The 13337-nt window shown below is 38.9% G+C and carries 12 protein-coding genes; all 12 read left to right on the top strand.

What is annotated here, in order from left to right:
• The first annotated feature begins 89 nt into the window (after window positions 1-89).
• The 12 genes from ilvN (at window position 90) to VLZ86_RS08315 (ending at window position 13259) form a co-directional block, all read left to right on the top strand.
• Complete coding sequence (gene ilvN / locus VLZ86_RS08370) at window positions 90-617, top strand: acetolactate synthase small subunit (protein ID WP_325450230.1); 528 nt, start codon at window positions 90-92, stop codon at window positions 615-617.
• Window positions 618-630: 13 nt separating this feature from the next.
• On the top strand, window positions 631-2133 hold the full coding sequence (gene ilvC / locus VLZ86_RS08365; protein ID WP_325450228.1) for a ketol-acid reductoisomerase: 1503 nt from the start codon (window positions 631-633) through the stop codon (window positions 2131-2133).
• A 73-nt stretch (window positions 2134-2206) separates the two neighbouring features.
• Entirely contained in the window at window positions 2207-3472 is a 1266-nt protein-coding gene (gene ilvA, locus VLZ86_RS08360; RefSeq protein WP_325450226.1) for a threonine ammonia-lyase IlvA, read from the top strand.
• A gap of 9 nt (window positions 3473-3481) precedes the next feature.
• Window positions 3482-5062 (top strand): NADP-dependent glyceraldehyde-3-phosphate dehydrogenase, encoded by a 1581-nt coding sequence (locus tag VLZ86_RS08355; protein WP_325450224.1) that lies wholly within the window; start codon window positions 3482-3484, stop codon window positions 5060-5062.
• 348 nt (window positions 5063-5410) lie between these two features.
• Entirely contained in the window at window positions 5411-6028 is a 618-nt protein-coding gene (locus VLZ86_RS08350; protein WP_325450222.1) for a GNAT family N-acetyltransferase, read from the top strand.
• Window positions 6025-7215, top strand: a complete 1191-nt coding sequence (locus tag VLZ86_RS08345) for an argininosuccinate synthase (protein WP_325450218.1) — start codon at window positions 6025-6027, stop codon at window positions 7213-7215. Before VLZ86_RS08350 ends, VLZ86_RS08345 begins: the two co-directional genes overlap by 4 nt.
• Window positions 7212-8189, top strand: a complete 978-nt coding sequence (argC, locus tag VLZ86_RS08340) for an N-acetyl-gamma-glutamyl-phosphate reductase (RefSeq protein ID WP_325450216.1) — start codon at window positions 7212-7214, stop codon at window positions 8187-8189. Before VLZ86_RS08345 ends, argC begins: the two co-directional genes overlap by 4 nt.
• A 115-nt stretch (window positions 8190-8304) precedes the next feature.
• On the top strand, window positions 8305-9105 hold the full coding sequence (gene proC, locus VLZ86_RS08335; RefSeq protein WP_325450214.1) for a pyrroline-5-carboxylate reductase: 801 nt from the start codon (window positions 8305-8307) through the stop codon (window positions 9103-9105).
• Window positions 9102-10244, top strand: a complete 1143-nt coding sequence (locus tag VLZ86_RS08330; RefSeq protein ID WP_325450212.1) for an aspartate aminotransferase family protein — start codon at window positions 9102-9104, stop codon at window positions 10242-10244. Before proC ends, VLZ86_RS08330 begins: the two co-directional genes overlap by 4 nt.
• 163 nt (window positions 10245-10407) lie before the next feature.
• Complete coding sequence (locus VLZ86_RS08325) at window positions 10408-11343, top strand: N-acetylornithine carbamoyltransferase (protein WP_325450210.1); 936 nt, start codon at window positions 10408-10410, stop codon at window positions 11341-11343.
• An 81-nt stretch (window positions 11344-11424) separates the two neighbouring features.
• A complete protein-coding gene (argB, locus tag VLZ86_RS08320) occupies window positions 11425-12201 on the top strand; it encodes an acetylglutamate kinase (protein WP_325450208.1) in 777 nt (258 codons plus the stop codon).
• Complete coding sequence (locus VLZ86_RS08315; protein ID WP_325450206.1) at window positions 12198-13259, top strand: M20 family metallo-hydrolase; 1062 nt, start codon at window positions 12198-12200, stop codon at window positions 13257-13259. The genes argB and VLZ86_RS08315 overlap by 4 nt, the downstream gene beginning before the upstream one ends.
• Window positions 13260-13337 lie beyond the last annotated feature (78 nt).

The following is a 13337-nucleotide window of genomic DNA, read 5'->3' as shown; positions in this document are numbered from 1 at the left end:
CGAATAAATAGATGATTATATCAAATTGAGGTAGACGTCCAATATCTATATTCTAATATCTATAATCTCAAAAAAAACATCTTAAAAAAATGAATGAAACCAATTTATATACCGTTTCCATTTATACGGAAAATAACATCGGATTATTGAATCGTATCTCGGCAATTTTTCAACGTCGCCACATCAATATCGAAAGCATCAACTCATCGGTTTCTGAGATTGAAAATGTATCCAAATGGACCATTGTGGTGAAGCTCTCGGAAGAACGAATGAAAAAAGTAATCGGGCAGATAGAAAAACAAGTAGAGGTCATCAAAGCCTACTACCATACGGAAGAAGAAACCATCTATCAAGAGTCCTGCTTATTTAAACTCAGATCTAATCTACTGTTTGACGAACGTCAAATTCAAAACATCATTAAAGAAAGCAACGCAAGAATCGTTACTGTTAACAGAGAATTTTTCGTCATTGAAAAGTCTGGGCGTAAAGAAGAATTAGAACTATTACACCGTGAATTAAGTGTTTTTGGAATTATGCAGTTTACCCGTTCAGGACGCATTGCAGTAACCAAAGACGAAATGAAAATATCAAAAATGCTCGAAGCATTTCAACATTAAAAATCAAAATAAAATGTCAAATTATTTCAACACATTACCGTTAAGATTACAATTAGAGCAATTAGGAAAATGCCGATTTATGGAGGCTTCAGAATTTGCAGACGGCATCACTGCGCTAAAAGGAAAGAAAATAGTTATTATAGGGTGTGGGGCCCAAGGTTTAAACCAAGGTTTGAACATGCGCGATTCCGGCTTGGATATTACATATGCCCTACGTGACGCAGCCATTAAAGAAAAACGTGCATCGTATAAAAATGCAACTTCCAACGGATTTACCGCAGGTACTTATGAGGAGTTGATCCCAACTGCGGATTTAGTCTTGAATTTAACGCCAGACAAGCAACATACTGATGTTGTGAAAACGGTCATGCCATTGATGAAAAAAGGCGCAACCTTAAGCTATTCCCACGGTTTTAATATTGTCGAAGAAGGCACTAAGATTCGCAAAGATCTTACCGTTATCATGGTAGCTCCAAAATGTCCAGGAACTGAGGTTCGTGAAGAGTATAAGCGTGGTTTTGGGGTGCCAACACTAATTGCGGTACATCCAGAAAATGATCCAGAACAAAAAGGTTTGGAACAGGCCAAAGCTTATGCAGTTGCCACTGGAGGTGATAGAGCAGGTGTTTTGGAATCTTCTTTTATTGCTGAAGTAAAAAGTGATTTAATGGGTGAACAGACCATTCTTTGTGGGGTACTGCAAACCGGATCGATCCTAGCGTTCGATAAAATGGTTGAGGAAGGTGTCAATGCCAATTATGCGGCTAAATTGATTCAGTTAGGTTGGGAAACCATCACTGAAGCTTTGAAACATGGCGGAATCACAAATATGATGGACCGCTTATCTAATCCTGCAAAGATTAAAGCCTTTGAAATGGCAGAGGAATTAAAGACCATTCTAAAGCCATTATTTGAAAAACACATGGACGATATCATTTCTGGGCATTTCTCAAAAACCATGATGGAAGATTGGGCCAATGATGATGTAAATCTTTTAAAGTGGCGCGCTGCAACTGGCGAAACTGCTTTTGAAAAAACAGAATTAACTACTGATCATATTCCTGAACAAACGTATTTTGATCATGGGGTGCTGATGATAGCCTTTGTAAAATCGGGGGTAGAATTAGCCTTTGATACTATGGTGAGTGCCGGTATTATTGAAGATTCTGCCTATTACGAATCCTTGCACGAATTGCCGCTAATTGCCAATACCATCGCAAGAAAAAAATTGTTCGAAATGAACCGCGTTATTTCTGATACGGCAGAATATGGCTGTTATTTATTTGATCATGCCGCCAAACCTTTATTGGTAGATTTCATGAAAAATGTCGATCCGAAAACAATTGGAACTTCTTTTTCAACATCAAATGCCGTGGACAATCAAGAATTGATTGCGGTTAATGAAGCCATTAGAAACCACCCTATTGAAACAGCTGGGAAGCGTTTAAGGGCTGCCATGACGGCCATGAAAGTCATAAAAACTGATGCTGAAGTTGAAGATTCGGTTTTAGTATAAAAGAAATTTTTACATCCTAAGGATGTGTTAACATAAAAGGCAGGAGTGTTCCTCCTGCCTCTAAAGAATTGTGATGAAGGTTGAAACTAAAATATATTACCCAAGTATGGCAGCTGTTGAAGAAGCCGCCAGAAAATTACAAGATGTTGCAGATGTAACACCGCTGACCGTGAGCAAGCGCTATTCAAAAGAATTTGAATCCAACATCTTATTTAAACGTGAGGATTTACAGCAAGTACGCTCTTACAAAATTAGAGGTGCCTATAATAAAATGGCATCTTTGACCCCAATGCAAATTGAAAACGGAATTGTGTGTGCCAGTGCCGGAAACCATGCTCAAGGCGTTGCATTATCCTGTAAATTATTAAAAATTAAAGGCACTATTTTCATGCCTGCACCCACGCCCAAACAAAAAATTGAACAAGTCAATATGTTTGGTGAAGATTATACTGAAGTTATTTTGATTGGCGATACGTTTGATGATGCCAACGCGGCTGCAATGGAAGAATGCGAACGCTTAAACAAAACTTTTATCCATCCATTTAATGATGAAAAAGTAATTGAAGGGCAAGCAACTATGGCTTTGGAAATTATTGATCAGGCCCAGCACCCAATCCATTATGTATTTGTACCTGTTGGTGGTGGCGGATTGTCGGCGGGATTATCTTCTGTGTTTAAGGAATTATCCCCTAACACAAAAATTATAGGGGTGGAACCTAAAGGCGCGCCATCTATGTCCACTTCCATTCAAAACAAACAAAATACGGAGCTAAAAAAAATAGAAAATTTTGTTGACGGTGCTTCTGTAAAACGTGTGGGCGATTTAAACTTTGCTATATGCCAGCAAAATTTGGATGCCATGATTACGGTTGATGAAGGTAAAGTATGTGAAGTCATGCTCGACCTGTATAATAAGGACGCCATTATTGTAGAGCCTGCAGGTGCTTTAAGTATTGCAGCTTTAGACCATTATGCCGATGAAATAAAAGGTAAAAATGTCATTTGCATCGTCAGCGGAAGTAATAATGACATCACCAGAACCGCCGAAATAAAAGAACGTGCCCTATTATACGCCAATCTAAAACATTATTTTATCATCAAGTTCCCTCAACGTGCAGGTGCTTTGCGTGAATTTGTGGTGGATATTTTAGGACCCACAGATGATATCACCTACTTTGAATACACCAAAAAAACCAATCGTGATAACGGTGCTGCCGTAGTGGGATTGGAATTAAAATCAGCAGATGATTTACAGCCTCTGATTACCAAAATGAAACTTCGAAATTTCTATGGCGATTACCTTAACGACAAACCCGATTTATTTCAATTTTTAGTATAAACCCATCTTATGAATAACATTCCAGAACAGTTTCAAATAAAATCACTTATCCATCAAAAAAGCTATTTAATAGATGGCGAATTAAGACCCTGGTCTGGAGAAAGCTCAGAAGTTTATTCTACAATATCTTCAACTGAGACCTATCATCCAACATTGTTGGGTACCATTCCTAACTTAAGCAAAAAAGAAGCTTTAGATGCTTTAGATGCTGCAGTTAACGCGTATGACAAAGGTCAAGGTTTATGGCCAACCATGAAAGTCAAAGACCGAATTGAATGCATGGAAAACTTTGTGGCCCAAATGAAAACCAAGCGTGAGGAAATTGTAAAATTACTCATGTGGGAAATTGGCAAAACCCTACCCGATTCAGAAAAAGAGTTTGACAGAACGGTCGATTATATCTACGATACGATTGAAGAGTACAAACAACTGGATCGCGATAATGCCAAATTTGAAAAAAACGATGGCGTTTATGCCCATATCCGAAGGGGTCCGTTGGGCGTCGTCTTATGTTTAGGACCTTACAATTATCCTTTAAATGAAACTTTTGCGTTGTTGATTCCTGCTTTGATCATGGGAAACACGGTGACTTTCAAACCAGCAAAATACGGAGTCTTGTTGATCTCTCCTTTATTGGAAGCTTTCCAAAGCAGTTTTCCAAAAGGTGTTGTTAATATTCTGTATGGTCGTGGAAGAACGGTTGCCACACCAATTATGCAGTCTGGGAAAGTTGATGTTCTAGCACTTATAGGGAATAGCAAATCAGCGAATGCTTTACAAAACGAACATCCAAAAAGTAATAGATTACGATTAGTCTTAGGATTGGAAGCAAAAAATCCGGCCATTGTTCTTGCAGATGCCGATTTGGATCTGGCTATCGACGAGTGTGTCGCGGGTACAACATCATTTAACGGGCAACGGTGTACGGCACTAAAAATAGTGTACGTACATGAAGACATTGTTGAGGATTTCAATACACGTTTCTCAGCTCGGGTTGATGCTTTAAAATTTGGGAATCCTTGGGAGGCCGGTGTTAAATTAACGCCACTACCTGAATCAGATAAACCACAATACATTCAAGAGTTAATTGACGATGCTCTCGAAAAAGGAGCAAAAATCCTGAATAAAAAAGGCGGTGAAACTTCTGAAAATTACATTTTTCCAGCAGTATTATATCCCGTTAATAAAAACATGCGCGTATTTCAAGAAGAGCAGTTTGGTCCTGTAATTCCAGTACTTTCGTTCAAAGATATTGATGAACCTTTAAATGATATGGCGGCCTCAAATTACGGACAGCAAGTCAGTTTATTTGGAAGCGACATCAAAACCTTGGCGCCTTTAATTGATACTTTGGTGAACTTGGTATGTCGTGTCAATTTGAACAGTTCCTGTCAACGCGGACCGGATATGTATCCTTTTACCGGTAGAAAAGATTCTGCCGTAGCCACCTTGAGTGTCCATGACGCCTTGCGTTCATTTTCCATAAGAACTTTTGTGGCTTCAAAGGACAATGCCTATAACAATGCCATTCTAAAGAATTTACTAGACAGCAAAGCCTCAAATTTCATGAGTACCGACTATATTCTTTAAAAAAAGTTAAAAATTATTTGAAATACTAAATTTAATGTTACTTTTGATCTATGATTCTAATGAAAAATAAAATACGTCCATCAAGTCCCGCAATGGTATTGCGCAGACGCTGTGCATTCTAACCTAAAAAGAAGTCGCTAACGTATATTTATTTTTTTCACCTTGATCACATCTCTACATATAATTTACTTTTCAAATTCAGTTGTTTTAAATAGCAACCGTATTAGGATATGTCCTGTATTGTTCCGTCGCCCTTAAGGGTGCGCACTATATTTGGAACTTAGGTGAGTCCGGTTCTTTTTTCTCGACAACATAATCTTAATTTTTTTTAATTTAAATATCAGAACAATGGACATTGTTATTGCTAATAAATCTCATGCTATTTACGCTCAGATCATTTGCGACACCATTGCGGAATCAGCAAAAGTAAGAGGTACAGGTATTGCAAGACGTACACCTGAATATATCATGACCAAATTGGAAAACGGAAATGCAGTTATCGCTTTAGATGGCGACACTTTTGCGGGGTTTTGTTATATTGAAGCTTGGGGACATGGTAAGTTTGTTGCCAATTCCGGATTGATCGTACATCCTGACTATAGAGAGCAAGGATTGGCCAAGAAAATAAAAGCCCGTGTTTTTCAACATTCCAGAGAGAAATTCCCAGATTCTAAAATATTCAGTATTACTACAGGATTGGCGGTTATGAAAATGAACAGCGAACTGGGCTATAAACCAGTGACATTTTCAGAATTAACCGATGATCAAAGTTTTTGGAAAGGATGTCAGACTTGTAAAAATTATGACATTCTTCAACGGACCGAACAAAAAATGTGTTTATGTACGGGCATGTTATACGATCCAAAAGCTAAAGATAGAGACGAACCAAAAGAAGTGAAAACAAAAGTGTTCCAACGATTAAAACAAATCAAACAGAACTTGTTTTTAAAAAAAGATAAATCATGAGCAAAAAATTAGTTTTAGCCTATAGTGGCGGATTGGATACCTCATACTGTGCGGTCCATCTCAGTAAGGATTTAGGCTATGAAGTACACGCGGTAAGTGTGAATACCGGCGGGTTTTCTTCTGAAGAAATCAAAAACATAGAAGCCAATGCCTATAAAATGGGGGTTTCTACCTATAAAAATATTGACGCTATAAAATCTTATTATGAGAAAGTGATCAAGTATCTGATTTACGGAAACGTCCTAAAAAACAATACATATCCGTTATCGGTAAGTGCAGAACGTATCATTCAAGCCATTGAAATTGTTGAATACGCCAAGAGTATCAACGCCCAATATATTGCCCATGGTAGTACAGGGGCAGGAAACGACCAGGTCCGTTTTGATATGATTTTTCAAACCTTGGCACCTCATATTGAAATTATCACCCCTATTCGAGATCTAAAATTGTCCCGACAGGAAGAAATTGATTATCTTAAAAGTAATGGGGTAAATATGTCTTGGGATAAAGCGAAATACTCCGTCAATAAAGGGCTTTGGGGTACGAGTGTTGGTGGGGAAGAAACCTTAACTTCTGAAAAACCATTGCCAGATTACGCGTATCCGTCACAATTGGAAAAAGAAGGTGCAGAAAAAGTAACCTTGACGTTCAAGAAAGGACAATTTGTAGCACTCAATGGAAACGCGAATACACCAGAGAAAAATATTGAGCTTTTAAATACGCTTGCTTCGGCCTATGCTATTGGGCGTGATATTCATGTTGGTGATACTATTGTTGGAATTAAAGGTCGGGTTGGTTTTGAAGCTGCTGCGGCACTCATCACGGTAAAGGCACACCATTTATTGGAAAAACATACCCTTACGAAATGGCAATTGCAGCATAAGGAATACCTCTCCAGTTTTTACGGGATGCATTTGCATGAAGGCCAATATTTGGATCCAGTCATGCGAAACATAGAAGCCTTTTTAGAAAGTAGCCAACAAAATGTATCGGGAGAGGTTGTAGTGACCTTAAAGCCATACCATTTCAGCTTAGATGGCATCAGCTCTGCTCATGATTTGATGAATGCGAAGTTTGGTAGTTATGGCGAAATGAACAAAGGTTGGACCGCAGATGAAGCCAAAGGGTTTATAAAAATCATTGGCAATCAAAATAAAATCTATCACCAAGTAAATTCAGAATCATGATTGACGTTGGGATTATTGGAGGTGCAGGATATACGGCAGGCGAATTGATCCGGTTGCTCTTGAACCATCCAAAAACAAATATTGATTTTATTTATAGTACCTCCAACGCTGGAAATAAAGTGCATAAAGTACATCAAGATTTGGTGGGCAGCACCGATTTGGAATTTTCAAGTATGATCAATCCAGAGGTGGATGTTCTGTTTTTGTGCTTGGGCCATGGCAATTCAAAAGCGTTTTTGGAAAGTCATAAATTCTCGTCTCAAACTAAGATCATCGATTTAAGCAATGATTTCAGATTGGAAAAAGATCGTGATTTTAAGGGAATGCATTTTGTTTACGGATTGCCTGAACTTAACAAACATGCTATTCAAAAAGCAAACTCTATTGCCAACCCAGGATGTTTTGCTACGGGAATTCAATTGGCACTTTTGCCGTTGGCAGCCCATCAACTTTTAAAAAGCGATGTCCATGTCAACGCCGTGACCGGTGCAACAGGTGCCGGAACCTCATTATCAGATACGACCCATTTTTCATGGCGAGATAATAATTTTTCACATTACAAGGCCTTTTCACATCAACATTTGGGGGAAATCAATGAAAGCCTCTTTGCGTTGCATAAAGACGCCCTGTCTGAAGTCATTTTAGTGCCCAATCGAGGGAATTTCTCAAGAGGAATTTTCACAACGGCCTATACTGATTTTGATGGAAGTTTGAATGAGGCCAAAGATTTGTATAAAACCTATTATAAAGACGCTGCGTTTACAATAGTTTCTGATGAAGAAATCCATTTAAAACAAGTAGTCAATACCAATAAATGTATTCTTCATTTGTATAAACACAACACCAAATTGTTAATCACAAGTGTTGTGGATAACCTATTGAAAGGTGCTTCGGGACAAGCGATTCAAAACATGAACTTGATGCTTGGATTTGAAGAAACCGAAGGATTATTGCTTAAAGCAAATTATTTTTAATAGGTCATTAGACCTTTCACGTTTTATCCCGAAAGCGTTCGGGACTGAAAGGTCTTTACAAAAAAGAACAACGTTGAAGTTTAATTAAGAGATACCCGCCTTCGCGGACATGAATATGAAAATAGCAATCATCGGCACAGGAAATTTAGGGAAATCGATCGCAAAAGGTTTGATTACCACTAATGCAATTACCACACTTTATCTCACCAAAAGAAATACGGACAGCATTACGGAATTTGAAGGTTACAAAAATGTGTTCCTCACTACGGACAATATTTTGGCACTTAAAAACTCGGATATTATCATTTTAGCCGTTCAACCTTCCCATTTAGAAAAGGTATTAAAGGAATTTACTCCATTAATTACAGAAAATCACGTGTTGATTTCAACCGTTACTGGGTTTAGCATTGAGAAAATTGAGACTATTATTGGTGCTGATCAGTTTATCATTAGAGCCATGCCCAATACCGCTATTGCCGTGGGAAAATCAATGACCTGTATCTGTAGCAATGTTAAAGGCACTAAACGCATTAAGGTTGCGGAGGCCATTTTTAATCGGTTAGGACATTCTTTGGTCATTCCAGAATCGCAAATGCAAGCAGCAACAGTTGTTTGCGCCAGTGGCATTGCATTTTGGATGCGCTTAATTCGCGCCACTACCCAAGCCGCCATACAATTAGGTTTTGATGCTAAAGAAGCCCAAGAATTGGCCATGTACACCAGTGAAGGCGCTGCCAGTCTATTAATTGCCAATGGTCACCATCCTGAAGAGGAAATTGACCGTGTAACAACGCCAAAAGGCTGTACAATTGAAGGCTTAAATCAGATGGAGCACAAAGGTCTAAGTTCGTCATTGATACAAGGTATGGTGGCTTCCTACAATAAAATCAGTAATATTAGAAAAGAACAAATATGAGTTTATTCAATGTCTATCCGCTTTTTAATATCACGCCGGTACGTGCCAAAGATCTTACTGTTTTTGATGACAAAGGCGTCGAATATTTAGATTTATATGGTGGTCATGCCGTAATTTCCATAGGCCATTCGCATCCAGAATATGTAGCGGCCATTTCCAACCAAGTAAAAAATTTAGGTTTTTATAGTAACGCGATTCAAAATCCGTTGCAAGAATCGTTAGCCAAAGACCTTGGACGCATTTCAGGATGCAAGAACTATCAATTATTTTTGTGTAATTCCGGCGCTGAAGCCAACGAAAATGCACTCAAATTAGCGTCTTTTCATACAGGAAAAAAGAACATTCTTGCGTTTAAAAACTCGTTTCACGGACGTACCTCAGCGGCAGTGGCTGCCACTGACGACCCCAAAATTGTCGCCCCATTAAACGCACAACAACATGTAGATTTTGTGGCTTTAGGCGATCTAAAAGCGGTAGAAAACATTCTTAAAAAAGAAGAAACCTGTGCCGTTATTATTGAATGCATTCAAGGTGTGGGTGGATTGGATGAAAGTACCACTGAGTTTTATCAAGGCCTGGAAAAACTGTGCAAGACCTACAATGCCATGTTGATTGCCGATGAGGTCCAATCTGGTTTTGGAAGAACTGGCGAATTCTTCGCATTTCAAAAATACGGTTGGACCCCAGATATTATTTCCATGGCCAAAGGTATGGGTAACGGATTTCCAATTGGAGGCATCTTGATCCATCCAACTATTAAAGCGTCGTTTGGGTTGTTAGGAACAACTTTTGGTGGGAATCATTTGGCTTGTGCCGCTTCTTTAGCCGTCTTAAAGGTTTTGGAATCAGAAAAGCTGATGGAAAATGCAGATGAGATGTCGGCTTATTTTATTAAGAAAGCACAGCATCTACCCCATTTAAAAAGCATCAAGGGTCGTGGATTGATGTTGGGACTGGAGTTTAATTTTTCAGTAGCAGAACTCCGAAAAAAACTCATCCACACGCATAAGATATTTACTGGAAGTGCCAAAAACCCGAATTTAATCCGGATTCTACCACCATTAACCATTCAAAAAGAACATATCGATTTGTTTTTTGGAGCCTTAAAACAGGAGTTGGTGATGATGAATGGGATTTAACGTGATGAACGAATCAAACTTTACAGGTTTTTACCTGTCCGACGAAGGAGGAACACCTTGTAGATTTAATAATCAAATTCCTGTAGGGACGGAATATCAACCTGCAAGTAGGATTAAACAGAAAATTAACTAAAAGAGATTCCCGCCTTCGCGGGAACTAAAGATGAAAAAATACACCGAAATAAAAGACATTTCCAATCTCTCTGAGGTCATAAAGGAAGCTATTTTACTCAAAATGCAGCCTTTTGATTTTTCGGAATTAGGAAAACATAAAACCTTAGTGATGTTGTTTTTCAATTCGAGTTTGAGAACCCGTTTGAGTACAGAAAAAGCAGCACGTAATTTAGGCATGCACGTAAGTATTCTCAATGTCAACGATGCTTGGAATATCGAATTTGAAGATGGCAGCATCATGAATGCCGGCAGCTCTGAACACATCAGGGAAGCTGCCCAGGTGATCTCTCAATATGCGGACGTTATTGCTGTTCGTGCATTTCCAACGCTTACGGACAAAGCTAAAGATGCATCAGAATATATTTTAAATAGTTTTATCAAATACGCCACGGTGCCAATCGTGAATATGGAAAGTGCTACGGCGCATCCGTTGCAAGCTTTGGCAGACGCGATTACCATAACCGAACTTTCTGAGACGCAAAAACCAAAAGTCGTTCTGTCTTGGGCGCCACATCCAAAGGCGTTACCACAAGCGGTTGCCAATTCGTTTGTGGAAATGATGCAAAAGATGGAGGTCGATTTTACCATAACGCATCCCAAGGGGTATGAACTTGATGAAAACATCACCAAAAACACCCCCATCAATTACAATCAGGAAGACGCTTTAAAAAACGCTGATGTTGTGTACGTGAAAAACTGGAGCAATTATAAGGACTACGGAAAAGTCTTAAATCAAGACCCGAATTGGATGATGACCCAAGAAAAACTGGGCACTGCAAAATTTATGCACTGTTTGCCGGTAAGACGAAATGTGGTGGTGGAAGATGCGGTTTTAGATGGTGAAAATTCCATAGTGATTAAACAAGCAAACAACAGAACCTTTGCGGCGCAAGTGGTATTGAAACATATTTTAGAAAATTTATAGAGTCCTGACAGGTTTTGAAAACTTGTCAGAGCTTAGATATAAGATGAAAAATTAAGAGATATTCGCCTTCGCGGGCATGTTATGAAAACATTAAAAATCATTAAAATAGGCGGTAATATCATCGATAATGAAGTGGCACTGTCTTCTTTTTTAGATGTATTTGCAGCTATCGAAGCGCCAAAGATCCTGATTCATGGTGGCGGTAAATTAGCCACACAGCTGGCCAATCAATTGGGTCTTGAAGTCAAAATGATTGATGGCAGACGTATTACGGACAAGGCCACCTTAGACCTCATCACCATGGTGTACGCCGGAAAGATCAACAAAAATATCGTGGCACAATTGCAATCAAAAAACTGCAATGCCATTGGGTTTTCTGGTGCCGACGGAAATACCATTATTTCTAAAAAACGGCCGATAAATCCCATCGATTTCGGATTTGTTGGCGATGTGAAAAAAGTGAATGTCAAAACGCTTCAAGTTTTATTGGAACACAAGGTCACTCCAGTATTTTGTGCCTTGACCCACGATAAAAAAGGCCAGCTTCTAAATACCAATGCCGATACCATCGCTTCTGAACTGGCCATTGGATTTGCTGCGCACTATCAAACGGAATTATATTATTGCTTTGAGAAAAACGGCGTTTTGAGAGATGTGACGGATGAAAATTCGGTAATCAAAGAAATCACTGTCCAATCCTATCAAAGTTTAATTGATGATAAAGTTATCGTAGACGGCATGCTCCCAAAATTGAACAATTGCGTTTATGCCATTGAAAAAAATGTTCATAAAGTCTGTATCGGAAAACCAGAAATGCTCTATGACGATCAGGCCAATTTTACAACCATTACCAAATGATACAAAAACTGACGACAGATGCGATTGCTTTGTTAAAAAACTTGATTGAAATTCCCTCTTTTTCCTCAGAAGAAGACAAAACTGCCGAGTTGATAGAACAATGGTTTCAAAAGTTTAATATCGATTACAAACGAACGATCAATAACGTTTGGGCATTAAACAAACATTTTGACGAATCAAAACCTACCTTGTTGCTCAATTCGCATCACGATACTGTGAAACCCAATTCCGCTTACACCAAAGATCCTTTTAAGGCTATTGTGGAAGACAGCAAGTTATACGGCTTGGGCAGTAATGATGCTGGCGGCTGTTTGGTATCTTTGATTGCGACGTTTACTTACTTTTACGAGCAACCAGATCTTAAATACAACTTGGTCATTGTCGCTTCCGCAGAAGAAGAAAGCAGCGGTCCGCATGGGCTGAACAGTATGTTGAAGATGATCCCAAAAATTGATGTGGCCATTGTGGGTGAACCCACATTAATGCAACTTGCCATTGCGGAAAAAGGTTTGGTGGTCTTTGATGCCAAGGTAAAAGGAACGCCAAGCCATTCGGCGCATCCAAACGACGATAATGCTATTTATAACTGTATTAGCGTATTGCAATGGTTTAAAGATTATAAATTTGAGAAAGTATCTGATGTTTTGGGTGAAGTAAAATTGACGGTGTCTCAAATAAATGCCGGGAAACAACATAATGCCGTTCCTGCAGAAGTGGATTTGGTGGTGGACGTTCGTGTGAATGACCGTTATACCAATGCTGAAATTGTGGAAATCCTTCAAAAGGAAGCGCCATGTGATAGCATCATTCCACGAAGTCTAAGGTTGAATTCGTCGTCTATTCCAAAAGAACACGCTTTGGTTCAGGCGGGTATTGCTTTGGGTCGCGGTACTTATGGGTCACCAACACTTTCAGATCAAGCGGTTTTAACTTGTCCGTCGTTAAAACTAGGTCCTGGCGACAGCACCCGATCGCATTCCGCCGATGAATTTATTTATATTAGCGAGATTGAGGAAGGGATTGAATTGTATGTGAAATTGTTGCAGGAAATAGTGTAGAAAAAGAATCAATATTTTAGAACCAAGAATCAAGACAACTTGACTTGGTTCAAATTTGTTGCAAGATAAAATTAATTT

This window comes from Gelidibacter sp. (genome assembly GCF_035515035.1).
Taxonomy (GTDB): Bacteria; Bacteroidota; Bacteroidia; order Flavobacteriales; family Flavobacteriaceae; genus Gelidibacter.
Note: the sequence above shows the minus strand (reverse complement) of the source record. Positions and strands in the feature narration are given on the sequence as shown.